The sequence below is a fragment of the Mesorhizobium sp. WSM4307 genome, assembly GCF_007003945.1.
Classification (GTDB): domain Bacteria; phylum Pseudomonadota; class Alphaproteobacteria; order Rhizobiales; family Rhizobiaceae; genus Mesorhizobium.
In genome coordinates, this window is sequence record NZ_VFTB01000004.1 from 469,508 (window position 1) to 493,327 (window position 23,820).

The window sequence follows — 23,820 nt, forward strand, 5'->3', positions numbered from 1 at the left end:
TTCTGATTGGACGCCGCGTTTTTGCGATCCTTTCTACAGACATGATGATTGAGTGTCGGCATGAGTGAATCGATTGCGGCCCTGCCGATGTACGATTGGCCCGAAGTGCGCGGCGAGGTCGATGCGCAGTGGGCGCTGCTGCGCGATGCCTTCCGGCAAAAGGGCATCGACGCACCGCAAACCATCGTGCGTCGCAATGGCGATCTGCCGCCGGTGCCGGGCGGCATCCACGATGCCCAGGGGGTCCTGATCGCGCCGGATCCAGCGACATTGCCACCGGATGAACTCGACTATCACAGGCTCTGGCTGCACCCGGCGCTGCTGTTCGCGCAGACCTGCTGGGGGCCGATGGAATTCGGCCTGTCGAGCCATGTGCAAGTGGTCGGCCAGCCAAGCTATGACGCCTATGAAGGCGGGCAGGGCGAACTTTATTCCAGCGCGCTGGTGATGCGGACGGGCGAGGGGCCGGAGGCGCGATCGCCCGCGGATGGCAAGGCCGTGCTGCCGCTCGACCTGCTCCGCGGCAAATGCTTCACCTTCAACAGCCTGGATTCGATGTCGGGCACCATCGGCCTGACGCGCGATCTGCAGGCGGCCGGCGAAAGCCTCGCCATCTTTTCCTCGCGCAGCGAAAGCGGCGGTCATCGCGCTTCGATCGTCACTGTTGCCGAGGGCAGGGCAGATGTCGCCGCGATCGACTGCGAGAGCTGGGCGCTGGCGCAGCGTTTCGAACCGGCGGCACGCAAGGTTGTGATCGTCGGCTGGACCGCACGGCGCAAGGGCCTGCCCTTCATCACTGCCAGGACGACGCCGGAAAAGACCGTCCGGGCAATGCGTGAAGCCTTGGCTGGGTTAGCCGAGCAGCCTCGCATCCAGCGGGTAGGTTGAAAGCTGCTCGTTGCCGGTCTCGGTGATCAGGATCTGCTCCTCGATCTTGACGCCTTCGCGCCCGCCAAGCCTGCCGATATAGCTTTCGACGCACAGCACCATGCCCGGTTCGAGCATGCCGTCCGGCGTGTCCGGCGTCCAGTCGCTGGCATGTGGCAGCGTCGGGTATTCGTCGGCCAGGCCGACGCCGTGATAGAGCACGCCGTAACGGGTCGGGAAGCAGTCTCCAGGCGGCACGGCCGAGTGTTCGACAAGGTCACGAAACGAGATGCCCGGCCGCATCAATTCGGTATTGTGGGTGATCTGGTCAGCGGCGATGCGGAACAGGTCGCGCTGTTCGTTGGTCGGCTTTGTATCGCCGCACAGCCAGGTGCGCGACAGGTCGGCGCAGAAGCCGTAGGGGCCGATCAGGTCGGTGTCGAAGGCGACGAGGTCGCCGGCCTCGATGATGCGCGACGAGCACTCCTGGAACCACGGATTGGTGCGCGGGCCGGACGCCAGCAGCCGCGTCTCGATCCATTCGCCGCCGCGCGCAATGTTGCCGCGGTGCAGTTCGGCCCACAACTCGTTCTCGGAAATGCCGGGCTGCAGAGCCTGTTTCATCTCGCCCATCGCCGCCTCGCAGGCAACGATGGCGCGGCGCATGGCGAGGATTTCGTCCGGTGATTTGATCAGCCGGGCATTCTCCATCACCGCTTCGCCATTGCCGATGGAGATGCCGAGACGGGCGAGTTCCTCGGCGCCTTCCGGATTGATGTGATCAACCGCGATGCGGCTGTTGCCGCCGCCATGTTCCCTGACCAGATCGGCAATGCCGGCGGCCCAGCGGCGGACTTTCTGCTCTGTCAGTTCGCCGCCATAGAGATACATCCACGACACGGCCGGACGCACCTCGTCGACGACGCCGGAATGGTCGGACAGGTGCTCGCAGGAGAAATAGTCGAACAGCACCACCGGACCCTCGGTGGCGACGAAACAATGCCGAGTCGGGTTGTGCGCCACCCACAGCTGCATATTGGTGCTGTCGGTGGCGTAGCGGATGTTGACGGGATCGTAGAGAAGGGCGCCGGCATAGTCGCGGCGCTTCAGCTCGGCGCGGATGCGCTCCAGCCGGTATTGGCGCATCGCCGGCAGGTCGGGCGCGGCAATCCCTGCCGCTGCCCATTCAGCTTCCGCCTGCGCGCCATAGCCCAGCACATGCTGGTTGAGAGACGCCGCCTTCTGGCGGGAGGCTTCGCGCAGCGCCTCGATCGAGCCGGGCTCGAACGGCATGATCTTGCGATGGCGGCCGAAGCTGCCCTTTGGCGCCGCGCTGTCCATCGTCGAACCTCAGGTCCGCATCTTCTCGCCGCTCGGGTCGAAAGGCGCTTCGACATTGATTCGCGCCGGGCGGCGATGTCCGAGGATCTCGATCTCGAAAAGGCCGGCACTTTCGTCCTCGGCCAGTGCCGCCGGCACGTAGCCCTGCGCCATCGACCTCTGCACATAGTGCGCATAGCCGCCTGATGTGACCCAGCCGACCACGCGCCAGCCGCCATCGACGATGCCGCGCACGGCGGAAGCGCCTTCGGCGGCGTTGGAGCCGCGCACTTCCTTGCCCTTGTCATCGAAGCGCGGCGCGCCATAGCCATGCGGCTTTTCCACCGTGCCGTAATCCTTGCTGACCTTGGCCCAGATCGGCTCATCGCCCATGACATCGGCGTCCGCCGCATCGACGATGAAGGAGACGCGACGCAGTTTCGGGCCTTCCGCCTGTTCCTTGGCAGCGGCTTCGCGGCCGATGAAGTCGTTCTTCTCGAGCTTGATGAAGCGGTCCATCGCCCCTTCGAACGGCCCGTAGATCGGCCGCAACTCGCGGAACCAGGTCGGGAAGTTCTTTTCCAGGCGCATCGACAGCAAAGCGCGCATGCCGAAATCGACCAGGCCGAACTCCTCGCCGGCGTCCTTGATCGCCTTGTACACCAGCCGCTGATAGGCCGGCGCCATCCAGATCTCGTAGCCGAGATCGCCGGTATAGGTGATGCGGTTGACCATGCAGGGAGCGCCGCCGACCGCCATCTCGCGGAAATCCATGAAGCGGAAGGCTTTCGTCGAGATGTCGACGTCGACGAGTTTCTGCAAGAGGTCACGCGATTTCGGCCCGGCGATGGACAGGCCGACAAGCGTCTGGTCGAAACGGTGGATGCGCACCGAACCGTCCTTCGGCAGGTGCTTCTCGAACCAGCGCATGTGGTATTTCTGCGCGGCCGACGAACCCCAGATCATGAAGCGGTCTTCGCCGGCCTTGGCGATGGTGAAGTCGCCGATCAGCTTGCCGAATTCGTTGATCATCGGGGTGAGCACGATGCGGCCGGTCTTCGGCATGCGGTTGGTCATCAGCCGGTTGAGGAACTCTTCCGCGCCCGGTCCCGACACTTCGTATTTGGCGAAGTTGGCGATTTCGGTGACGCCGACGCGCTCGCGCGTGGCGCGCACTTCCTCGCCGATGGGCCCAAAATCGTTGGAGCGATGGAAGGAGACGATGTCCTTCGGTTCCTTGCCCTTCGGCGCGAACCAGAGCGGGGTTTCAAGACCCCAGGAGTCGCCCATGACGGCGTTGTTGGCGAGCATCGTGTCGTAGAGCGGCGTCGTCTGGGCCGGCCGCGCGGCCGGCAGCTCCTCGTTGGGGAAACGGATGGAGAAGCGGCGCGAATAGTTTTCGCGCACCTTGGCGTTGGTGTAGCGTAGGCCTGCCCATTCGCCGAAGCGGGCGACATCCATGCCCCAGACGTCGAAGCCCGGATCGCCATGGACCATCCAGTTCGATAGTGCGAGACCGACGCCGCCGCCCTGGCTGAAGCCGGCCATGACAGCGCAGGCGCACCAGAAATTGGTCAGGCCCTGCACCGGACCGACCAGCGGGTTGCCGTCGAGCGCGAAGGTGAACGGCCCGTTGATGATCTGCTTGATGCCGGCCTTCTCGATGCCGGGGAAGTGCTTGAAGCCGATCTCCAGCGACGGCGCGATGCGGTCGAGGTCGGGCGGCAGCAATTCGTGGCCGAAATCCCACGGCGTGTTGATCGGCGACCACGGCTTGCAGGCTTTTTCATAGGTGCCGAGCAGGATGCCGTTGCGCTCCTGGCGTGTGTAGATCTCGCCCTTGAAGTCGAGCACGCCGATCATTTCGCGGCCCGTCGACTTGTTGAACTCCTCGACCTCCGGCATCGGCTCGGTGAGGAGGTACATGTGCTCCATGGCCAGCACGGGCAGCTCGACGCCGACCATGCGGCCGATCTCGCGCGCCCACAGGCCGCCGCAATTCACGACATGCTCGGCGTGGACCGTGCCCTGTTCGGTGACGACATTCCAGGTGCCGTCGGGCTGCTGCGTGAGATCGACGACGCGATTGCGCAGCACGATCTCGGCGCCGAGTTTCTTCGCCGCCTTGGAGTAGGCGATGGTGGTGCCGGACGGGTCGAGATGGCCTTCCACCGGATCCCACATGGCGCCGACGAAGTTCTTCTCGTCCATCAGCGGGAACATCGCCTTGGCTTCGGACGGCGTGATCAGCTCGGTGTCCATGCCGAGATAACGCCCCTTGGCATGGGCAAGGCGCAGGAAGTCCATGCGTTCCGGCGTGTCGGCCATCATCACGCCACCGGTCAGGTGCAGCGAGCAGGACTGGCCGGAGATTTCCTCGATCTCCTTGTAGAGTTGCACCGTGTAGGCCTGCAGCTTGGCGACGTTGGGATCGCCGTTCAGCGTGTGGAAGCCGCCCGCCGCGTGCCAGGACGAGCCGGAGGTCAACTCCGAGCGCTCGATCAGCATGATGTCGGTCCAGCCGGCCTTGGCCAGGTGATAGAGCACCGAGCAGCCGACGACACCGCCGCCGATGACAACCGCTTTTGCATGGGATTTCATGAAGATAGGTCCGTTTTTAGAGAAATTGAATCGGATAAGCGCGGCGCGAAGACGAAGCGGAGGTCGGAGACAGTGGTATCCTCGACCAGCCTGCCGTCAAGCGCGGCAAGAATGGCTTCACAGACGGAAGTACGATGTTTCAGAACGTCATGGTTCCAAAGACGCAGGATCGAATAGCCTTGGCCGCGCATGAAGTCGTCGCGGCGGCGGTCATGTGAACTGCCGGCGTGTTGCGAGCCGTCAGTCTCAACGACGAGCCTTCGCTCGCGGCAACAGAAGTCAGCAAAAAAGGGGCCGATGGAAAACTGGCGTGTAAAGCGATAGCCGCCAAGCTTGCGCGCCTTCAGTTCAAGCCAAAGCAATGCTTCCGCCTGATTGCCTGCTTGCCTGAGGTTGCGCACCCGCTGGGTTGTGCCTGTCTTGCGGCGACTGCGGGGTTGACCAGCGGCTTCCCCCACTCCGTCGCCGCTTCGCGGCACCACCCCTCCCCCCTCCGGAGGGAGAGGAAGGGAGCCATCCGGGGCACGCTCGCGCCCTTCCTCTCCCCCGTCGATCGGGGGAGAGGTGTCGAGCGCAGCTCGACGGAGTGGGGGTCGACTGTTCATCAACAACATTGATCAAAAATCGGTCGGCGCGCCGCCTTCGGCTGTGCGCTTCTGGACGAAGTCGTTGAGTTCTTCGCGGATCGCCGGATCCATGTAGGGTTCTTCATAGGACGCCAGTCGTTCCTTCCAGACCTTGTTGGCCTTTTCGAGCGCCGTCGGCGAGCCGGCTTCCGCCCAGGTCTCGAAATTGCGCCAGTCGGAAATGATGGGCGAATAGAAGGCGGTCTTGTAGCGGTCCTGCGTGTGCTGGGTGCCGAAGAAATGGCCGCCGGGGCCAACCGACTGGATGGCGTCGAAGCCGAGCGCCTCGTCGGACAGGTCGAGCGGGGTGAGGAATTCGGCCACCATCTGCAACAGGTCGATGTCGAGAATGGTCTTCTCGTAGGAGCAGCGCAGGCCGCCCTCGAGCCAGCCGGCGGCATGCATCATCAGATTGCCGCCGCCCTGGATGGCGCCCCATAGCGAGAACACGCTCTCATAGGCCGCCTGCGCGTCGACCGTGTTGGCGGCGCAGGTGTTGGAGGTGCGGTAGGGGATGTTGTAGCGGCGGGCAAGCTGGCCGCCGACAAGCTGCGCCTTCATATATTCGGGCGTGCCGAAGGCCGGTGAGCCTGACTTCATGTCGACATTGGAGGTGAAGCCGCCATAGCCGACGGGTGCTCCCTTGCGTACCATCTGGGCAAAGGCGATGCCGGACAGCGCCTCGGCATTCTGCTGCACCAGCGCGCCGGCAATGGTGACCGGCGCCATGGCGCCCGACAGGGTGAAGGGCGTGACGACAACGACCTGGCCCTTGCTCGACATCTGGATGATGCCTTCCATCATCGGCACGTCGAGCTTGAGCGGCGAATTGGTGTTGATGATGGTGAAGACGGACGGCTCCTCGAGCAGTTGCTCGTGGCTGATGCCGCGCGCGATCCTGGCGATCTCGATGCCATCGACATTGCGCTCCTTGCCGAGCGAATAAATGTGGAACACCTTGTCGGTCAGCGTGGCGAGGTCGCGGATGCATTCGAGGTGGCGCACCGACGGATGGATATCGGTCGGTTCTACCGGATAGCCGCCGGTGCAATTCAGGATGTTGTGCATCTGCGCCAGGCGCAGGAAATTGCGGTAGTCGGCTTGGTTGCCGGGCCGGCGCCCGCGGTCGATGTCGGAGCAGTTGGGCGCCGACGCCATCATCGAGATGATCAGATTGTCGCCGCCAAAGCGCACATTATGCGCAGGGTTGCGGGCATGGATGGTGAATTCCGACGGGCAGTGCGAGACGAGTTCGAGGATCATGTCGCTGTCGAAGCGTACGCGCTCCGAACCTTCGCGCACATCGGCGCCATGCGCCTGCATGATGCGACGGGCTTCGTCGTGCAGGACGTCGACACCGATTTCCTTGAGTACGCGCAAGGAGGCGAGGTGGATCGATTCCAGCTCGTCTTCCGACACCAGCCTGGTCGGCGCCAGCGGGTTTTTCAACTGGCGGAAAGCCGGTTGCTCGAAGGCGGCCGAGCCTCCAGCGCGCTTTCCGGCGCGGCCGCCACGGCGGGCACGGTCGGGTGCCAGAGCCGGTTCCAAGGGGTTTAGGGCGGCGGTCATGATGGTCCTCGTAGGATGCGAATAGCGGCCGGCATAATGGACCGGCGACCCGCCAGCCATTGCGGAGGCGGCGACCACTAGGGCGAGGGAAGCGACATGCCTGAACGGCAGCCGCATGGCTGCGACATTGCCCGGTCCACAGCGTCGCGCCCGACGAGTGCCGAGCGCGATGGATATCGACGGGTCGTACGTTACAGTATCGTCTTTTACTTCTGACATACTCGCTACTTCTGACATACTTGCGCGCCGAGTGTCTCTGGAGGGACAGCCATGCCTGACGTCGTCAAAGTGCGTGCCGCGACAAACAACGAAGTCGCGTTCCTTTCCTGGGACATAGACGGGATGATCCCGGGCTGCCTCGGTTTCGAGATCGTGCGCCTCTATCCCGGTACAGGCGAGGAGCGCTGCCTGGCCTCCTGGGTGCCCTTCAAGGGGCAGAGGAACAAGGACTGGATCCCGCAGGATACCGGCGTCTGGCCGGTGCAGAAGACATTCTGGCGCGATCTCACCGTGCGGCGCCGGCGCGACAGCATTGACGTCAGGCTGGACGGCGAAATGATCGCCTACCGGGTGCGCCCGGTCGGCGACATGAAGCCAGGCCTCGATGCGGTGCCGGTGCGCCCTGATCAGATCGTCGACGGCAAACCCGCCTACACCGGCACGGCGCGCCCGCTCGGTTATCTCGGCAAGGGTGCGGTCAGCCCGCCGATCTATCTGGGTCAGATGTTCGGCAAGGCGCGGGTTGCCTTCACCAATGGCGTGCTGTCGACGCAATGGATGTCGCATGCGCTGCAGGAGGCCGGCATCAAGGTCGGGCAGCGCGACAAGATCAGGGCAGTGCTGCAGGACCCGACGAGCAAGATACGGGCCTATCTGCATGGCGATGTTCCCGACGTGCTGACCAGCCTCCTGAAGCGGGCCAAGACCGAAGGCGGCACCGTCAGGCTCGCGCTCTATGAACTCGGTGACGACGAGCTGTGCGATGCCATCATCGCCGCCAAGGACGCCGTCGAGGTCATCCTTTCCAATTCGGGCAGGGACGACGAGACCAAGGCCTGGGATGCCGGCAATGCGCCATACAGGAAGCGCCTGCATGACGCGGGCGTCGTGGTGACGGACCGCCTGTTCAACAACAACCACATCGGCCACAACAAATTTGCCGTCTACCGCGATGCCCACGGCAAGCCGCAAGCAGTGATGACCGGCAGCACCAACTGGACGTCGACCGGTATCTGCGGACAGTCCAACAACGCCTTCATCCGCGACGATCCGGCGATGGCCGAGATCTTCGACGCCTATTGGCAGCGCATGAAGGCAGACGTCTTTCCGCCCCCGGCCTCGGAAAGTGCGGCCGGTCGTGTCGCGCAGACACAAGGCGTGCCGTTCCGCGGGGAGAACCACATGCCCAATCCGCTCAACGGCGCCACCGCAGCGCTGGACGGCATGACGGTCTGGTTTTCGCCCAACGACCCTGACCGCAACAAGAAGGACATCTCCGTGCGGCCGGTCGACCTCGCGGATGTGTTTGCCCGCATCAAAGCGGCGAAGCGGGCGGTGCTGTTCCTGGTGTTCAATCCCTCGCTGCTCGGCGACAACTCGATCGTCGACCAGGCCGTGGCGGCGGCCAAGGCCGATCCGAACCTGATCGTGCAGGGCGCGATCTCTGACGAAACCGCCATGCCCAACTATGTCGCGCCGACCAAGGATCCGGTCACCCACAAGTCGAACAAGGACGGCAAGGCGCCGTTCGTCTATCCGGAGAAGGTCTGGGAAGCGCCGAACGTCTCCATCGTGCGTGCGGCAAACCTGACCGGCGCCACGATCGCCCGCGACTTCCAGGCGGAGGTGCTGACCGTCGGCCATGCGATCGTGCACGACAAGATCGTCATCATCGATCCGATGGAAGACAACGCCACCGTCATCACCGGCAGCCACAATCTCGGTTACAAGGCGTCCTACGAGAATGACGAGAACATGGTGATCGTCGAGGGCGACAAGACTTTCGCGACCGCCTATGCCGTGCACATGCTTGACGTGTTCGACCACTACAAATTCCGCGCCTGGCGCAGGACAATCGGCAAGGGGCCTTCCGACGACGACGGGCTCAATATCGACGACAAGTGGTTGACGCCATACGCCGACGGCAAGAAGGGCGCGATTGCCCGCTATTTCCCGTAGTGCCGCCGGGCCGGGGATCTGCCATTCATTCCAGTCCGCGGCCGCTCGGCCAGGGCCGCGCCTGCGCGGTGGCGACGGCAATCTGCGCGGCGCTGCTGCCGCTGCTGCTCACCATGCCGTTGATCTGGGGCGGTGTTGCTGGTGGTGGGCGCGGTCGGCTACGGCGTATATACGATGGCATTGGTCGAACTCGGCAGCCGCTTCAAGGGCACGCTGCTCGTCACCGGCAATGCGGCCTTCGCCCTGCTGTGGGGCGTTGGCGGCATTGTCGGCCCGCCAAGTGCCGGCCTGCTGATGCAAGGCATCGGCCCGCTGGGCCTGCCCGTGGTGATCGCCGCTCTCGATGCGATTCTGGTCGTCTTCGCCTAGTACCGCTCCTCGCAACGTCGAGCCTCCTGACATCGATCTGGCTGGAGCAAGCGCTTTCCGCCGGCGGGGCTTACCGCTGTCTGGCCGAACCGTTAATCCTGCCGGGTACCAACGGTAGGACCATGGCCGCGTCGGCTTCGAAAACTGGCGAAGGAATGCAATGGGCGGCGATCACCGGCGTGATCGCGACCGTCTCGGTGTTCGCCATCGCGCAGGGCCTGTCCTATCCGCTGCTGAGCTTCATCCTGCAGCGCCAGGGCGTCTCGCCGGCGATGATCGGCCTGTCGGCTGCGATGACGCCGATCGGCTTCATCGTCTCGTCGCCGCTGATCCCGGGGCTGGCACGGCGGTTCGGGGCGGGGCGCACGGCGCTTACTTGCGCCGCGCTCTCGGCCGTCGTGCTGGCGCTGATCGGCTGGACGCAGAATGTCTATCTGTGGTTTCCGCTGCGCTTCCTGATCGGCGTGGTGACCAATCCGCTCTATGTCTTGAGCGAAATCTGGGTAATTGCCCTTGCGCCGCCGGCCAGGCGCGGGCGCATCATGGGCGTCTATTCGACGATCATTTCGGCCGGCTTCGCGGCCGGCCCGCTCTGCCTGCTCGCCGTCGGTACGCAGGGATGGCCGCCCTTCCTCGTCGGTATTTGCGCCTTCGTGCTATGCGGCATGTGCCTGGCGTCGGTGCTGCCGCGCCTGCCGAAGGTGGACGAGGCCGGGCATCGGGTTTCCGTTCTGGGCTTCGTACCGATGGCCTGGCTGCTTCTGTTGGCGGTCATCGTGGCCGCGGGGTTCGAACAGGGGGCGCTGGCCTTGCTGCCGGTCTATGGTAACCACTATGGTATCGCGGAAGCCCGCATGTCGGCGCTGCTGTCGATGATGATCGCCGGCAACATTGCCATGCAGGTGCCGCTCGGCCTGCTGGCGGAGAGGCTGACCGCACGCCTGGTTCGGCTTGCCTGTGTTTCCTTGACCGTGCTCGGATGCGTGTTGCTGCCGCTTCTCATCGAAACGCCGCTGATCTGGCCGATGATCTTCGTCTGGGGCGCGGTCTCCTATGGCATCTACACGATGTCGATCATCGAGCTTGGCGAGCGTTTCACCGGCTCGACCCTGGTCGCCGGCAACGCCGCCTTCTCGCTGATGTGGGGCGTCGGCGGCATAGCCGTGCCGCCGCTGGCTGGCAGCGCCATGAATATACTGGGCGCGAGAGGCCTGCCGATCACGCTTTGCTTCATGTGCCTGGCCCTGGCGGTCGCGAGCCTCCCCGGTCGCGGCAAGGCCTAAATCCTTGGCAGCAACTCTTGAATATCGGACGCGGCATGTCGATGTTGCATGCCCAAGCGTTGCCTATTTGGAGATTCCATGACCAAGCCCATCGCCAAGCCAGAAGCCGATACCGCGGACCCCTTCCTCTGGCTGGAGGACAGGACCAGCAAACAGTCGCTCGACTGGGTGCATGGCCAGAACGAGATCGCGATTGGGGAATTGCAAGGCGATCCTTCGTATCAGGCGTCGTTCCAGACGGCACTCGACCTGATGACGGCCGAGGACAACATCGCCGTCGGCGCGGCAATCGCCGGCCATGTCTACAATTTCTGGCAGGACAAGACCAATGCGCTCGGCCTGTGGCGCCGCACGACGGTCGCTTCCTACAAGACCGAGAACCCGGTCTGGGAAACGATCATCGATTTCGACCAGCTCGCGGCGAAGGAGGGGATAAAATGGGTGTTCAGCGGCGCCAGCCGGCTCTATCCGGACTTCAGCCGCTGCCTGCTCTCGATGTCGCCGGACGGCGGCGACGCCAGCGAGATGCGCGAATTCGACATTGAAACCAGATCGTTCATCGAGGGCGGGTTCCGTGCGCCGGCTTCCAAGTCGGGTTTCGGCTGGCTGGACAAGGACACGGTCATCGTCTCGGCGGCCTTCGAGGAATCCGACAAGACCGAGTCCGGCTATCCGCGTGTGATCAAGCTCTGGAAGCGCGGCACCAGCCTCGAAGACGCAACACCCATTTTCGAGGCGCAGAAAGACGATCTCGCCGCCGGCGCGGGCGTCGAGTTCGACGGCGACAAGCGTCACGTGTTTCTGGCGCGGGCAATCAATTTCTTCGCATCGCACAGTTTCCTGCATCTCCCGTCCGGTGAGAACAGGCGCATTCCGCTGCCCGACGACGCCACCGACACATCGCTTTTCAAGGACCAGCTGGTGTTCGGGGTGCGCACGCCCTGGACGGCGCCGGACGGCACGCTGTGCCAACCGGACGGGCTCTATTCGCTCGATTTCGCCCACTGGATCGAAACCGGCGGCTTGGGCACCATCGAAACCCTGCTGGCGCCGGCGCATCGCGTGTCCATCGCCGGGCTCGCCAGAACGCAGGACCGGCTGTTCATCAGCCTGATGGACAATGTGCGCGGCAAGGTTCTCGTTTGCGAGCGCAAGAATGGCGCCTGGTCTCTGAAGCCGGTCGCGTTGCCTGAGAACGGCACTGTCGGCATCAGCCATGCCGAGCACTTCGGCTCCAGCGTGTCCTTCTCCTTCACCGATTTCCTGACGCCAAGCTCGATCATCTGGTCGGATGACGATGGCGAGACGCTCGCCACGGTGAAGTCGCAGCCGGCGCGCTTCGATGCCGCGCCGCTGATCTCGGAACAGTTCGAGGCGCGCTCGAAGGACGGCACGATGATCCCATACTTCGTCGTCCGGCGGCGCGACCAGAAAGGACCGGTGCCGACGCTGCTCTACGGCTATGGCGGCTTCGAAGTGCCGCTCTTGCCCGGCTATGCCGGCGTGCGCGGCAGGCTGTGGCTGGAGAAGGGCAATGCCTATGTGCAGGCCTGCATTCGCGGCGGCGGCGAGTTCGGCCCGGCCTGGCATCAGGCGGCGCTGAAAGGCAATCGCCAGAACGGTTTTGACGATTTTGCCGCGGTGGCCGAGGACGTCGTCAGGCGCGGCATCGCGACGGCAGGCTCGCTCGGCATCCAGGGTGGCTCGAATGGCGGCCTGCTGACCGGCGTTTCGCTGACGCAGCGCCCGGAACTCTTCGGCGCCGTCATCATCGAGGTGCCGCTGCTCGACATGCTGCGCTACACCGAATTGCCGCCCGGCGCCTCATGGATGGCCGAGTATGGCGATCCGTCGAAGCCGGAGGATGCCAGGTGGCTGGCCGCCTATTCGCCCTACCAGCACGTCAAGGCGGGTGCCGCCTATCCGCCGGTGCTGCTGACGACCTCGACCGCCGACGACCGCGTCCATCCCGGCCATGCGCGCAAGATGGCGGCTCGCCTGCAGGAGGCCGGCCACGACAGGACACTGTTCTTCGAGGAGACCGAAGGCGGCCATGGCGGGCGGGGCGACCGCCGGCCGCAGGCGGCGCAGACGGCGATGAAATATGTCTTCCTGCAGCGGGCACTGAGCGCCAAGGCTTAGAAGTATCCGTCATGGGCCAGGCAAAGGGTGGTTCACCTCGGCCAGCCTTTGCTCTAAGGTGCCTGGCATGGCTCCTGCTATGACCTTTGTCTGCACGTTCGGGGTCGCGGTGACACCGTCACCGCGCACGCTGCGTGCGGAGCTTTTGCGGCTGTGCGCCCGCATCGGTTATTCGCCACCCGCCGCCCTCTGATGCATTCGCCCCGGCGCCAACCGGACTGAATCCAGAGGAAAGATCCAGACATGACCTATCAGAATTATTCGCTGAAGCAGCTTCAGCAGATCGACGCCGCGCATCACCTCCATCCCTTCACCGACCACAAGGAATTGCGTGAGGCGGGTTCGCGCATCATCACCCGCGCCAATGGCCCGTTCATCTACGATTCCGAAGGGGTGGAACTGCTCGACGGCATGGCCGGCCTGTGGTGCGTCAACATCGGCTATGGCCGCGACGAACTGGCCGAGGCCGCCTACGCCCAGATGAAGGAACTGCCTTACTACAATTCCTTCTTCAAATGCTCGACGCCGACGCCGGTGCTGTTGTCCAAGAAGCTGGCCGAGATCGCCCCGAAGAACGTCAACCAGGTGTTCTACGGCTCCTCCGGCTCGGAAGCCAACGACACCGCCTTGCGTCTTGTCCGTCACTACTGGGTGATCGAGGGCAAGCCCGAGAAGAACCGCGTCATCTCGCGCAAGATGGCCTATCACGGCTCGACCATCGCCGGCACCTCGCTCGGCGGCATGGACGCCATGCACAAGCAGCTCAACGGAGCGGTGCCCAACATCGTGCATGTGATGATGCCCTATGCCTATGAGCTGGCGCTGCCGGGCGAGAGCGACCATGATTTCGGCCTGCGCGCGGCCAAATCGGTCGAGGACGCCATCCTCGAGGCCGGGGCCGACAAGGTCGCGGCCTTCATCGGCGAGCCGGTAATGGGTGCGGGCGGCGTCAAGATCCCGCCGGCGAGCTACTGGCCTGAGGTGCAGCGCATCTGCCGCAAATACGATGTGCTGCTGATGCTGGACGAGGTCATCACCGGCTATGGCCGCACCGGCGAATGGTTCGCGGCACAGACCTTCGGCATCGAACCGGACACCATCACCACCGCCAAGGCGCTGACCTCGGGATATCAACCGCTGTCGGCGCTGCTGGTCGGCGACCGCATCACCTCGACGCTGGTCGAGAAGGGCGGCGAGTTCAACCATGGTTACACATATTCCGGCCACCCCGTGGCCTGCGCGGTGGCCTTGAAGAACCTCGAGATCATCGAGCAGGAAGGCCTGGTCGATCGTGTCAGGAACGAAACTGGGCCTTATTTCGCCAAGGCGCTGCAGGAGCGTATCGCCGGGCATGATCTGGTCGGCGAGGTACGCTCGATCGGGCTGATGGGCGCGATCGAGATCGTCAAGGACAAGGCGACCAAGGAACGGTTCCTGCCGTCGGGAAGTGCCGCGGTGACGGTGCGCGACCATGCCATCGCCAACGGCATGATGCTGCGCGCCACCGGCGACACGATGATCCTGTCGCCGCCGCTGATCTGGACCCGCGACACGATCGACATGGCCTGCGAGCGGATCCGCAAGGCGCTGGATCTGGCGCAGGCCGATCTGCGCAAGCGGTAAGGCGAACCTCGACCGGGCGTTTCTTCAGGGGAACGCCCGGCCTCGAGAAACATGCTGCCCGATGGGGAACAAACGTTATCCTCCGCGCGTAGTGTGTCCGGCAGCAGCCATCCGGCCGCGACAAGGGGTTCATTTCCATGACAAAAACCGGCAAGAGCCGACGCGCGCAAGAAGCAGCCAGCATCGGCGCTGACCTGATGCTGGCGCCGCTGGTGGCGATGATGCGCCTGCCGTTGATGGCGATGGACAGCGGCAGCAGCCAGCCCTGGAGCACCGAAACCGCGCGTGCGGTGAACGAGAAGACCGCGGCAATCGCCGAGGGCGCGTTCGCGGCGCAAATGTCCTTCCTGCAATCGGCATCGCGATTCTGGCCGGAACTCCTTTCCGGTCGCACGCCGTCGCTGTTCAACGGCGTCGCGGCGGAACGGTCGATCAGCGCCGCGCTCAAGCCCGCCAGCCGCGCGGTGAAGGCGAATTTTCGCCGGCTGTCGTCAAAGGCTTGAAATAGACCCTGCGGAACTTTGATTTTGCGCATTGTCGAAATCATGGTCTAGAACCAATCGGTATAAGCACCGATGGGGGACATCATGGCCGGACAACCGCTCAACCAGCCGGCTGAAATCCCGGCCGAGCTCGACCGCTGGAATTGGGGCGCGTTCTTCCTCAACTGGATCTGGGGCATCGGCAACAGCACCTTCATCGCGCTGCTGGCACTGATCCCGGTCGTCAACCTCGTCATGATCTTCGTGCTCGGAGCACGCGGCAGCCGCTGGGCCTGGCAGAACCGGGCCTGGCGCGACGCGGAGCAGTTCCGCAAGACGCAGCGCAACTGGGCAATAGCCGGCCTGGCTGTCTGGGTGCTCAGTATCGGGGGTTGTGCGACGGCGGTCGGCAGCATCCCCTTCATGTTCAAAGGCAGCGACGCTTACCACATGACCATGGACGCCGTGCGTTCCGATACCCGCGTCAAGGCTGCCATTGGCGACGACGTGACCGACAATTTCTGGGTCGGCGGCCATCTCAACGTCAGTGCGAACGGCACGGGCGACGCCCAGTTCAGCATTCCCGTCCACGGCGCCAAGGGCAAAGCCACCGTGTTATCCCATCTGGTCCGCAATGCCGGCACGTGGAGCATCCGCCTGCTTGTGGTCAGGGTCGATGGAGTGGACGCGCCGATTGTGCTGACCAACGAAGATCATGTGCCAATCCCGAACGCGGCGATCGGAATATAGACATCGGGGAGAAGTGGGTGCGGCAGAAATGCAAAAACCGCGCTCCATCGGGAACGCGGCTTTGCCAGATACGCATGGCGTTTCGCTACGCAAACACTTGGCGAAACTTACGGGCTCCGGTACGCGAGACCTGATCCGGAGCGCCGGGCGGATGCGATATGTCCGCCTCGCAGTCCGTTTTATAGGGACATCGTTACCGCAGAGTTATCGAGAGCTTAAGCAAATCTAAATTTGCGGTTCTTCTGCCGGGTTGATCTGGAACAAACCCATCAAATCCGCTGGTTACGCTGGGTTGCCCCTGAGAAAATTAATTATGCCGGAGAAATCGGCGCCGCCGTACCCCTGGGCGTTGAACAGGGCGTAGAGCTGTGCCGCCTCGGCGCCAAGTGGGGTCACCGCGCCCGCGCTCAGTGCGGCTTCCTGGGACAATTTCAGGTCTTTCAGCATAAGGGCAGCGGCGAAGCCCGGCTTGTAATCCCTGTTGGCGGGTGAAGTGGGCACCGGACCGGGCACCGGGCAGTAGGTGGTCAAGGACCAGCATTGGCCCGAAGAGGTCGAGGCGACGTCGAACAGCGCCTGATGCGACAGGCCGAGCTTTTCGGCCAGCACGAAGGCCTCGGCGACGCCGATCATCGAAATGCCGAGGATCATATTGTTGCAGATTTTCGCCGCCTGGCCGGCACCGTCGCCGCCGCAATGGACGATGCGCCCGGCCATCGGCTTCAGGATCGGCTCGGCTGCGGCGAAGGCATCGGTGGAGCCGCCGGCCATGAAGGTCAGCGTGCCGGCCGCCGCACCGCCGGTGCCGCCCGAGACGGGCGCGTCGATGGAGAGCAGGCCGTGTTTGGCGGCAATCGCATGCGCCTTGCGCGCCGACTCGACGTCGATGGTCGAGGAATCAATGAACAGCGCGCCTTTTTTTGCCTTGGGCGCGATGTCTTCATAGACCGACAGCACGTGCTTGCCGGCAGGGAGCATGGTGATGACGACATCGGCATCTTTGACTGCCGCGATGGCGTTGGCCATCACCGTCACGCCATGCTCCCTTGCGACCGTAAGGTTCTCCGGCATGAGATCGAAGCCTAGAACCGCATGCCCGGCCTTTACCAGATTGGCGGCCATCGGATTGCCCATGTTGCCGAGGCCGATGAAGGCGATTGTGGTCATTGTGACGCTCCGTGGTTGGGTAAGGCAGTAGGCAGTAGGCAGTAGGGACTTTATTCTGGGGCAAGTTTGATAATGAGTTGGCGAAGCATTTTTCCAAGACCCTCGGTCGCCAATAGCATCTGATGAGCCTGATCATGCGTGGCGAGGCCAATGCGTTCAGCGATCTGGAGGTGTGTCTCGAACTCCTTCAGTGAGCCTTGGGCTATCCCGAGAAATTGCTGATAGGAGCCTCTGTTGTCGCGGCCGTAGCCCTCAGCGATGTTGGCAGGGATAGAGGTTGCAGAGCGGCGGATTTGGCTGGTCAGGCCATACATTTCTTCTTTTGGCCATGTCTTGGTCAAGGAGTAGGTGGCGACGGCCAGATCCATTGCCTGCTGCCAAACGATAAGATCCTTGTAAGAATTGATCTTGCCGGTCATCTCTTGCCTACTGCCTACTGCCTATCGTCCGATCAACGCGCGCGCGATAATGACGCGCATGATCTCGTTGGTGCCTTCGAGGATCTGGTGGACGCGCAGGTCCCGCACCAATTTCTCGACGCCGTAATCGTGCAGATAGCCGTAGCCGCCGAGCAGTTGCAGCGCATCGTTGGCGACGTTGAAGCCGGTGTCGGTGACGAAACGCTTGGCCATGGCAGACCATTTGCCGGCGTCCGGCGCTTTGCGGTCGAGCTTGGAGGCGGCGGCATAGAGGAAGATGCGCGCTGCCTGCAGCTCGGTCTCCATGTCCGCCAGCCTGAACTGCAGCGCCTGGAACTGGTTGATCTTCGAGCCGAAGGCCTTGCGCTCGGCGGTGTAGGACAGCGCCTTGTCGAGCGCCGACTGGGCGCCGCCCAGCGAACAGGCGGCGATGTTCAGCCGGCCGCCATCGAGCCCGGCCATGGCGATGCCGAAGCCGGCGCCTTCGCCCGACAAGAGGTTTTCCGCCGGCACCTTGCAGTCCTCGAAGATGACCTGGCGGGTCGACTGCATGTGCCAGCCCATCTTGTGCTCGTTGGCGCCGAAGGAGAGGCCAGGCGCATCTTTCGGTACGACGATGGTGGAGATGCCTTTCGGCCCGTCGGCGCCCGTGCGCACCATGACGGCATAGACATCGCTGTCGCCGGCGCCCGAGATGAATTGTTTGGCGCCGTTGAGGACATAGTCGCCGCCGCTCTTGACCGCGCGCGTCTTGAGCGCCGCGGCATCCGATCCGGAGCCCGGCTCGGTCAGGCAATAGCTCGCCAGCCATTCCATCGAGGTGAGCTTCGGCAGGAAGCGCTGGCGCTGCTCCTCATCGCCGAAGCGGTCGATCATCGAGGCCACCATATTGTGGATCGAGATGAAGGACGAAAAGCCCGGGTCGGCATGTGACAACGCCTCGAAGATCAGCACGGCGTCGAGGCGGCCGAGCGCGGAGCCGCCGACATCGTCCCTGACATAGATGCCGCCGAGGCCGAGCGGCCCGGTCTCGCGGATCACATCGGCCGGGAAATGCTTCCTGCGATCCCAGTCGAGCGCATTCGGCGCGACGCGGTCGGCGGCGAACGCCTGCGCCATCTCCTGGATGGCGCGCTGTTCCTCGTTGAGTTCGAACTGGCTGGTGCTCGCATCGACCGCGGCGTCCATGGCGTTCTCTCCCTATATGCCAGCTGGCCCGCTGGCCTGTCGTTTTTGGCTTTGCGCGCGCATCAATCTAGACCAATGATGCCGCCGCGCAACCCGAGCCTCCGCGGAGCGGCTGTGCACCAATGCATGTCCGGAGCGAGATGTGACGACAAAATTCGATGAGCTGCTTCGGCAATTCCACGCCTATCTCACTTCTGTGAACAATGCCCTGGTGCGCGACGCCGTGGCCCGCATCGGCTGGGACATGCCGGCCCGCGCGCTGGAGCCGCATAGGATCAGTTGCCTGCGCCATCTCGACCGTGCCGCCGAACTGGCGCCTCCTGCCGCCAAACCATTGGTGCAATGGCTGGCGGAGCATCACAACGGATTGCACTGGGGGCAGACCTACACCGAGGCGGATTTCAGCAAGGCCTTCATCGACAATTATGGCTGGCTGGAAGTGTTCGGTACGCGCGGCCTTTTCGCCAATGACGAAGTGGCCGCCGGCCTGCTGATCCTTGGGCCAGACATTGTCTATCCCGACCATCATCACGTCGCCGAGGAGATCTACATTCCGCTGACGGGCGGCACGGAATGGCGCATGGGCGAGGGCGGTTTTCGAGTGCGGGAGGCGGGCGAGGTCGTCCACCACGCCTCGAATGTCAACCACGCCATGCGAACCGGCACCGAACCGCTTTTGGCGCTCTACATCTGGCGCGGCGGACCACTGGCGCAGAAATCCACTATCACTGGACCCGCCACGCAGGGCCGAATCTGATGGCCAGGGCAATCATGCTGCAAGGCACCGGTTCGGATGTCGGCAAGACGGTGCTGGTCGCCGGCCTGTGCCGCGCCGCGAAGAAGCGTGGCCTGAAGGTGCGGCCGTTCAAGCCGCAGAACATGTCGAACAACGCCGCCGTCGCGGATATTCCGGGCGACAACAACCATGGCGGCGGCGAGATCGGCCGCGCGCAGTGGCTGCAGGCGATCGCTTGCGGCGTGGCACCATCGGTCCACATGAACCCGGTGCTGTTGAAACCGCAGACCGATGTCGGCGCCCAAGTCATCGTGCAGGGCAAGGTGTTCGGTGAGGCGCGCGCGCGCGACTACCAGGCGCTGAAGGCCAAGCTGATGGATGCCGTACTCGACTCCTGGGGCAAGGTCGGCGAGGGCGCCGATCTGGTCATCGTCGAGGGCGCGGGCTCGCCGGCCGAAATCAACCTCCGCAGCCGCGATATCGCCAATATGGGCTTTGCCACGCGTGCCGACGTGCCGGTTGTGCTGGTCGGCGACATCGATCGGGGCGGTGTCATCGCCTCGGTCGCCGGCACGCATCTGATCCTGCCGGAAGAGGACCGGCGCATGATCGTCGGCTATCTCATCAACAAGTTCCGGGGCGATGTTTCGCTGTTCGATGACGGTTTGAAGGCGATCGAGAAATTCACCGGCTGGCGCTGTTTTGGCGTCGTGCCGTGGCTGAAGGCGGCGGCGCGGCTGCCGTCGGAGGATTCGGTGGTGCTCGAGCGGCTGGCATCAGGCGAGGCGCGGGCGCTTAAAATAGCGGTGCCGATGCTTGGCCGCATCGCCAATTTCGACGACCTCGACCCGCTCAAGGCCGAACCGCAGGTCGAGGTGGTGTTCGTGCCGCCTGGGAAACCGCTGCCGGCCGATGCCGGGCTGGTGGTCATTCCCGGCTCCAAATCGACGATCGGCGATCTCCTGAAATTCCGCGAGAATGGCTGGGACCGGGATCTTGCCGCGCATCGCAAGCGCGGCGGCCATGTCGTCGGCATTTGCGGCGGCTTTCAGATGCTTGGCCGCAGGGTGCGCGATCCCGACGGCATCGAAGGCAGCATCACCGAGGCCGAAGGGCTTGGCCTGCTCGATATCGAAACGGTGATGGAACCGGAGAAGACGGTGCGCAATGTCAGCGCGCATTCGGTCCAGTTCGACCTGCCGCTCGAAGGCTACGAAATCCATCTCGGCCGCACCACCGGCCCGGACACGATGCGGCCGTCGGCGATCATCAATGGCGTTGCCGACGGTGCGATCTCGGCCGACGGCAAGGTGTCAGGCACCTATATGCACGGTCTGTTCGGTGCCGACGCCTTTCGCGGAAAATTCCTCGAAAGCCTCGGCATCAAGGGCGGCGGCATCGACTACCGCGCCGAAGTCGAGCGGGCGCTGGACGACGTCGCGGCCGAGTTGGAGACCCATCTCGACTGCGACGCGATTTTTTCGCTGGCTAGGTAGGACCTATGCCCTTTCCCCGGCCTTCGGCCAGTAGGTGCCAAACGACCAGACATTGCCTTCCGGATCACGGCAGATGAATTCGCGGCTGCCATAATCGCGCTCGGTCAGTTCCTGGATGATCGTGGCGCCGGCTTTCCTGGCCCTGGCATAGGCGGCATCGGCATCATCGACGGCGATATAGATCGACTTGCCGCCACCGGTGCCGGGTTCGCCGACCATCTTGCCGTAATCGTCATCGCGCGCGCTGCCCAGCATGATCATCGAGGTGCCGAAGACCAGCTCGGCATGGTGCACGACATCGCCCTCACCATAGCGGGCACGGACGCTGAAGCCGAAGGCTTCGCAGAGCCAGTCGATCATTTTCGCCGCGTTTTTGTAACGCAAGGCAGGGTAGAGGCGAGGGGCTTCAGTGGCGGTGGGCATGGGAACCTTCTTGATCTGAGTTGGCCGATAACCCACTCTGTTCCATGGCCGGTCCAGCGTCTTGAAGAAATGTTACCTGACCGAGAGCGCCGTCGGCGCGTCGCCTGCAAGGTCGCGGAATTCGCGCACCATGTGCGCCTGGTCGGCATAGCCGCAATCGGCGGCGATATCGGCCCAATCGGCGGTCTGCCGCCGTGACAGGCCGAGCGCCCGGTTGAAGCGGACGATGCGCGACAGTGTCTTCGGACCGATGCCGATCGCATTGGAAAAGCTGCCGGCGAGATGCTTTCGGCTCCAGCCCAGTTTTTCGGCGATGGAGGAAATGCGGACCCGGCCGCCGGAAGCGATGATGCGGTCATACGCCCAGGCGATTTCCAGCGGCGTTTCGGCGGCGCGCTCAAGCCGGGCGGTGACGAAGGTTTCTGCAAGGTCGAAACGCGATGCCCAGTCCGACGCATTGCCGAGCCGTTCGCGCAGTGCCGTCCCCTCGGCGCCCAGCACGTCGTCGAGGACGACCATAGTGTCGGTGAGTTCGCTCATCGGCAAGCGGAAGAAACGGCGCGCTCCAAGCGGCGTGAAGTTGACCTGGATGCAGCAGGCGGCGCCGAAGGATTCGATCATCACCGGTCCGGCAAAAAGCCCGGCGGCGAAACTGGCGAAGCGGTCATTGTCGCCAGGCGTCCTGCCGAGGCCGATGGCGAAAGGCTCGGCGAAGCTGATCACCAGCGGCACGGTCAGTGATGCGTATTCGACATTGCGGAAATGGCCTGCCGCTGTTTCGCGATAGCCACAAATATCGGTGACGATGCCGTCAAGCGCCGGATCAGGAAGACGCCGGCGCATCTCGAAGCGCCCTGCGACGGAGCGGTCCTGTTCCTCCCGGCGCTGCATCTCGATCGGCATGGCCATCCTTCCGCCGGGACAAATCTATCAGCCGTCGGCCGGAATCAAAAGCGCCCGGCTTTTGGCCGGGCGCTCTCCGTCCCCACTTCAAGGGAAACCTGTCAGGCGCCGCGCATCAGGCAGCCGGCGGCGAGCACGATGTAGGCAACGAGAACTATCCACACCGATGCGAGCGGGATGAACGCAAGAAGGCCAAGCGCGGCGAGAATGCCGATGATGGCGATGACCAGGGAAATGATGAAAACGATCTGGGTAGGCGCGCTGAGATTCATGTGTGGCTCCTCCAACATGATTCGAACAGCGCCATAGTAACAGGCGCGTGATCACACACCAATCAGGACACGCAGCGGGTTGGCCGGATCGGCCAGCAGCTTTACGGCCAGCGCCAGGCAGACGATCACCAGCAGCGGCTTGATCAGTCTGGCGCCGATGCGCATGGCGAGGCTCGCGCCGACGCGGGCACCGAGGAACTGGGCAACGCCCATCATCAGGCCGATCTTCCAGGAGATGACGCCGACAGCGGCGAAGACGATGAAGCCGCCGATGTTGGAAGCGAAGTTGAGCAGCTTGGTGTGCGCCGTCGCCTTGAGCACGCCGTAGCCGGCAAGGGCGACGAAGGCCAGCATATAGAAGGAGCCGGCGCCCGGACCGAACAGGCCGTCATAGAAGCCGATCGCCGGCACCAGGGTCAGTCCGAACAGGAATGGCGACAGGCGCTCGGCCCGGTCGACATCGTTCATGTTGGGCTTGAGCGCGAAATAGAGGGCGATGGCGATCAGCACCAGGGGCAGCAGGGCGCGCAGGAGATCGCCCGGAACGATGGTGGCCAGCAAGGCCCCAATGACACCGCCTGCAGCCGCCAGCAGCGCCGACGGCAATTGCCGGCGAAGATCGACATGGCCCTTGGAGGCATAGTGGATGGTCGCCGAGCCGGAGCCGAACATGCCTTGCAGCTTGTTGGTCCCAAGCGCTTCGACCGGCGAGAAGCCGGCAAGCAAAAGCGCCGGAATGGTGATCAGCCCACCGCCGCCGGCAATAGAATCGACAAAGCCCGCCGCAAAGGCGGCGAAGGCGAGCATGACGATTGTCTGGGTGGTGAGATCGATCATCTGATGTGAGGAGGCGTCCGGTCGGCGGGATAACGCGTTCGACCACGACAGCCCTGTTTGCGCAAGGCCGATTCCGCGCTACCTCTATCCAAGCGCAATGCGCTTGGATTTGGTTAACCCGGAAAGAGACCCTGATGGCATTCGCATTGCTGGACCAGATACGCTCCATCTTCGACGGCGACCCGGGCGTGCGCAAGGTTGCCGACGATCCTGTCCTGTCGGCGGAGCTGCTGATGCTTTTCCGTATGATCCTGGCCGACGGGACGGTCAGCGAGAGCGAGATGGTTGCCTTCCGGCGGATCTGCAAGGACGCCTTCGGCATCCAGGAAACCAGCATCGACGCCGTCATCGAATATCTCAACGAGTTCGGCTACGAGACCAATGGCTCGCAGGCGATCGCGCTGTTTCGCGACCTCGATGTCGAACGGCGCAAGCAATTGGCCCAGCACATGGCTGAGATCGCCAAGGCGGATTCGCAACTGGCCGAGAGCGAGGTGCGCCTCTTGCGCCGCACGCTCGACCTGCTCGACATCAGCCCGGTCGATGTGGTGAAGCCGGAAGAGTAGGTT

At 63.7% G+C, this 23,820-nt stretch carries 22 protein-coding genes and 1 pseudogene; 12 read left to right on the forward strand and 11 right to left on the reverse strand.

Annotated elements, in window-relative coordinates; genetic code table 11:
- The first annotated feature begins 60 nt into the window (after positions 1-60).
- Positions 61-888: a PhnD/SsuA/transferrin family substrate-binding protein gene (locus tag FJV83_RS12300; protein ID WP_142885298.1), complete on the forward strand. Its 828-nt coding sequence runs from the start codon at positions 61-63 to the stop codon at positions 886-888.
- Here the strand turns inward: FJV83_RS12300 and FJV83_RS12305 are convergent.
- The 4 genes from FJV83_RS12305 to FJV83_RS12320 all read right to left on the reverse strand — a co-directional run bounded on the left by FJV83_RS12305 (position 853) and on the right by FJV83_RS12320 (position 6,983).
- Entirely contained in the window at positions 853-2,208 is a 1,356-nt protein-coding gene (locus FJV83_RS12305) for a Xaa-Pro peptidase family protein (RefSeq protein WP_142885299.1), read from the reverse strand. The genes FJV83_RS12300 and FJV83_RS12305 overlap by 36 nt on opposite strands.
- A 9-nt stretch (positions 2,209-2,217) precedes the next feature.
- Complete coding sequence (locus tag FJV83_RS12310; protein WP_142885300.1) at positions 2,218-4,788, reverse strand: FAD-dependent oxidoreductase; 2,571 nt, start codon at positions 4,786-4,788, stop codon at positions 2,218-2,220.
- Positions 4,785-5,270, reverse strand: coding sequence for a DUF559 domain-containing protein (locus FJV83_RS12315; protein WP_142885301.1), 486 nt, complete (start codon positions 5,268-5,270; stop codon positions 4,785-4,787). Before FJV83_RS12315 ends, FJV83_RS12310 begins: the two co-directional genes overlap by 4 nt.
- Positions 5,271-5,405: 135 nt before the next feature.
- On the reverse strand, positions 5,406-6,983 hold the full coding sequence (locus FJV83_RS12320; protein WP_142885344.1) for a trimethylamine methyltransferase family protein: 1,578 nt from the start codon (positions 6,981-6,983) through the stop codon (positions 5,406-5,408).
- Positions 6,984-7,253: 270 nt separating this feature from the next.
- Here FJV83_RS12320 and FJV83_RS12325 point away from each other — a divergent pair, with 270 nt between their 5' ends.
- The 8 genes and pseudogenes from FJV83_RS12325 (at position 7,254) to FJV83_RS12360 (ending at position 15,810) form a co-directional block, all read left to right on the forward strand.
- The gene (locus FJV83_RS12325; protein ID WP_142885302.1) at positions 7,254-9,161 is read left to right on the forward strand and encodes a phospholipase D-like domain-containing protein; all 1,908 of its coding nucleotides are present in this window, start codon (positions 7,254-7,256) and stop codon (positions 9,159-9,161) included.
- Between the two features lie 59 nt (positions 9,162-9,220).
- A pseudogene (locus tag FJV83_RS12330) lies at positions 9,221-9,530 on the forward strand (MFS transporter); the annotation flags it as partial.
- Positions 9,531-9,685: 155 nt separating this feature from the next.
- A complete protein-coding gene (locus FJV83_RS12335; protein WP_245433484.1) occupies positions 9,686-10,813 on the forward strand; it encodes an MFS transporter in 1,128 nt (375 codons plus the stop codon).
- 78 nt (positions 10,814-10,891) lie between these two features.
- On the forward strand, positions 10,892-12,955 hold the full coding sequence (locus FJV83_RS12340; protein WP_095772933.1) for a prolyl oligopeptidase family protein: 2,064 nt from the start codon (positions 10,892-10,894) through the stop codon (positions 12,953-12,955).
- A 67-nt stretch (positions 12,956-13,022) separates the two neighbouring features.
- Positions 13,023-13,148 (forward strand): capsid protein, encoded by a 126-nt coding sequence (locus FJV83_RS12345; RefSeq protein ID WP_095772932.1) that lies wholly within the window; start codon positions 13,023-13,025, stop codon positions 13,146-13,148.
- A 50-nt stretch (positions 13,149-13,198) separates the two neighbouring features.
- Positions 13,199-14,578 carry an aspartate aminotransferase family protein gene (locus FJV83_RS12350; protein WP_095772931.1) on the forward strand — a complete coding sequence of 460 codons (1,380 nt, stop codon included), beginning with the start codon at positions 13,199-13,201 and terminating at the stop codon, positions 14,576-14,578.
- A 197-nt stretch (positions 14,579-14,775) separates the two neighbouring features.
- Entirely contained in the window at positions 14,776-15,081 is a 306-nt protein-coding gene (locus tag FJV83_RS12355; protein WP_245318123.1) for a hypothetical protein, read from the forward strand.
- A gap of 84 nt (positions 15,082-15,165) precedes the next feature.
- A complete protein-coding gene (locus tag FJV83_RS12360; protein ID WP_095772929.1) occupies positions 15,166-15,810 on the forward strand; it encodes a cytochrome c oxidase assembly factor Coa1 family protein in 645 nt (214 codons plus the stop codon).
- 282 nt (positions 15,811-16,092) lie between these two features.
- Here the strand turns inward: FJV83_RS12360 and mmsB are convergent, their stop codons facing one another.
- The 3 genes from mmsB to FJV83_RS12375 are packed head-to-tail and all read right to left on the reverse strand — an operon-like array spanning position 16,093 to position 18,584.
- Complete coding sequence (gene mmsB, locus FJV83_RS12365) at positions 16,093-16,977, reverse strand: 3-hydroxyisobutyrate dehydrogenase (RefSeq protein ID WP_142878237.1); 885 nt, start codon at positions 16,975-16,977, stop codon at positions 16,093-16,095.
- A gap of 50 nt (positions 16,978-17,027) precedes the next feature.
- Complete coding sequence (locus tag FJV83_RS12370) at positions 17,028-17,396, reverse strand: four helix bundle protein (RefSeq protein ID WP_095772927.1); 369 nt, start codon at positions 17,394-17,396, stop codon at positions 17,028-17,030.
- A 21-nt stretch (positions 17,397-17,417) separates the two neighbouring features.
- Positions 17,418-18,584 carry an isobutyryl-CoA dehydrogenase gene (locus FJV83_RS12375; RefSeq protein WP_095772926.1) on the reverse strand — a complete coding sequence of 389 codons (1,167 nt, stop codon included), beginning with the start codon at positions 18,582-18,584 and terminating at the stop codon, positions 17,418-17,420.
- 142 nt (positions 18,585-18,726) lie between these two features.
- On the opposite strand from FJV83_RS12375, the gene FJV83_RS12380 reads away from it, so the two are divergent.
- Together FJV83_RS12380 and FJV83_RS12385 are read left to right on the forward strand one after the other, a co-directional pair.
- On the forward strand, positions 18,727-19,341 hold the full coding sequence (locus FJV83_RS12380; protein WP_142885303.1) for a dimethylsulfonioproprionate lyase family protein: 615 nt from the start codon (positions 18,727-18,729) through the stop codon (positions 19,339-19,341).
- Positions 19,341-20,816, forward strand: coding sequence for a cobyric acid synthase (locus FJV83_RS12385; RefSeq protein WP_095772924.1), 1,476 nt, complete (start codon positions 19,341-19,343; stop codon positions 20,814-20,816). The genes FJV83_RS12380 and FJV83_RS12385 overlap by 1 nt, the downstream gene beginning before the upstream one ends.
- A 3-nt stretch (positions 20,817-20,819) precedes the next feature.
- Here the strand turns inward: FJV83_RS12385 and FJV83_RS12390 are convergent, their stop codons facing one another.
- From FJV83_RS12390 to FJV83_RS12405, 4 genes are all read right to left on the reverse strand, one after another.
- Positions 20,820-21,239, reverse strand: a complete 420-nt coding sequence (locus FJV83_RS12390) for a VOC family protein (protein ID WP_095772923.1) — start codon at positions 21,237-21,239, stop codon at positions 20,820-20,822.
- Between the two features lie 72 nt (positions 21,240-21,311).
- Complete coding sequence (locus tag FJV83_RS12395) at positions 21,312-22,142, reverse strand: AraC family transcriptional regulator (protein WP_095787576.1); 831 nt, start codon at positions 22,140-22,142, stop codon at positions 21,312-21,314.
- 101 nt (positions 22,143-22,243) lie between these two features.
- Positions 22,244-22,414 (reverse strand): hypothetical protein, encoded by a 171-nt coding sequence (locus tag FJV83_RS12400; RefSeq protein WP_142885304.1) that lies wholly within the window; start codon positions 22,412-22,414, stop codon positions 22,244-22,246.
- A gap of 51 nt (positions 22,415-22,465) precedes the next feature.
- Positions 22,466-23,251 carry a TSUP family transporter gene (locus tag FJV83_RS12405; RefSeq protein ID WP_095787450.1) on the reverse strand — a complete coding sequence of 262 codons (786 nt, stop codon included), beginning with the start codon at positions 23,249-23,251 and terminating at the stop codon, positions 22,466-22,468.
- Between the two features lie 134 nt (positions 23,252-23,385).
- Between FJV83_RS12405 and FJV83_RS12410 the strand changes: the two genes are divergently transcribed.
- Entirely contained in the window at positions 23,386-23,817 is a 432-nt protein-coding gene (locus FJV83_RS12410; protein ID WP_027046940.1) for a TerB family tellurite resistance protein, read from the forward strand.
- Positions 23,818-23,820: the final 3 nt, after the last annotated feature.

What these genes read in the sequence shown, in the direction of transcription:
- FJV83_RS12300 (WP_142885298.1), top strand. Translation starts at nt 61, where the DNA reads ATGAGTGAATCGATTGCGGCCCTGCCGATGTACGATTGGCCCGAAGTG.
- FJV83_RS12305 (WP_142885299.1), bottom strand. Translation starts at nt 2,208, where the DNA reads ATGGACAGCGCGGCGCCAAAGGGCAGCTTCGGCCGCCATCGCAAGATC.
- FJV83_RS12310 (WP_142885300.1), bottom strand. Translation starts at nt 4,788, where the DNA reads ATGAAATCCCATGCAAAAGCGGTTGTCATCGGCGGCGGTGTCGTCGGC.
- FJV83_RS12320 (WP_142885344.1), bottom strand. Translation starts at nt 6,983, where the DNA reads ATGACCGCCGCCCTAAACCCCTTGGAACCGGCTCTGGCACCCGACCGT.
- FJV83_RS12325 (WP_142885302.1), top strand. Translation starts at nt 7,254, where the DNA reads ATGCCTGACGTCGTCAAAGTGCGTGCCGCGACAAACAACGAAGTCGCG.
- FJV83_RS12335 (WP_245433484.1), top strand. Translation starts at nt 9,686, where the DNA reads ATGCAATGGGCGGCGATCACCGGCGTGATCGCGACCGTCTCGGTGTTC.
- FJV83_RS12340 (WP_095772933.1), top strand. Translation starts at nt 10,892, where the DNA reads ATGACCAAGCCCATCGCCAAGCCAGAAGCCGATACCGCGGACCCCTTC.
- FJV83_RS12345 (WP_095772932.1), top strand. Translation starts at nt 13,023, where the DNA reads ATGGCTCCTGCTATGACCTTTGTCTGCACGTTCGGGGTCGCGGTGACA.
- FJV83_RS12350 (WP_095772931.1), top strand. Translation starts at nt 13,199, where the DNA reads ATGACCTATCAGAATTATTCGCTGAAGCAGCTTCAGCAGATCGACGCC.
- FJV83_RS12355 (WP_245318123.1), top strand. Translation starts at nt 14,776, where the DNA reads ATGCTGGCGCCGCTGGTGGCGATGATGCGCCTGCCGTTGATGGCGATG.
- FJV83_RS12360 (WP_095772929.1), top strand. Translation starts at nt 15,166, where the DNA reads ATGGCCGGACAACCGCTCAACCAGCCGGCTGAAATCCCGGCCGAGCTC.
- mmsB (WP_142878237.1), bottom strand. Translation starts at nt 16,977, where the DNA reads ATGACCACAATCGCCTTCATCGGCCTCGGCAACATGGGCAATCCGATG.
- FJV83_RS12370 (WP_095772927.1), bottom strand. Translation starts at nt 17,396, where the DNA reads ATGACCGGCAAGATCAATTCTTACAAGGATCTTATCGTTTGGCAGCAG.
- FJV83_RS12375 (WP_095772926.1), bottom strand. Translation starts at nt 18,584, where the DNA reads ATGGACGCCGCGGTCGATGCGAGCACCAGCCAGTTCGAACTCAACGAG.
- FJV83_RS12385 (WP_095772924.1), top strand. Translation starts at nt 19,341, where the DNA reads ATGGCCAGGGCAATCATGCTGCAAGGCACCGGTTCGGATGTCGGCAAG.
- FJV83_RS12390 (WP_095772923.1), bottom strand. Translation starts at nt 21,239, where the DNA reads ATGCCCACCGCCACTGAAGCCCCTCGCCTCTACCCTGCCTTGCGTTAC.
- FJV83_RS12395 (WP_095787576.1), bottom strand. Translation starts at nt 22,142, where the DNA reads ATGCCGATCGAGATGCAGCGCCGGGAGGAACAGGACCGCTCCGTCGCA.
- FJV83_RS12400 (WP_142885304.1), bottom strand. Translation starts at nt 22,414, where the DNA reads ATGAATCTCAGCGCGCCTACCCAGATCGTTTTCATCATTTCCCTGGTC.
- FJV83_RS12405 (WP_095787450.1), bottom strand. Translation starts at nt 23,251, where the DNA reads ATGATCGATCTCACCACCCAGACAATCGTCATGCTCGCCTTCGCCGCC.
- FJV83_RS12410 (WP_027046940.1), top strand. Translation starts at nt 23,386, where the DNA reads ATGGCATTCGCATTGCTGGACCAGATACGCTCCATCTTCGACGGCGAC.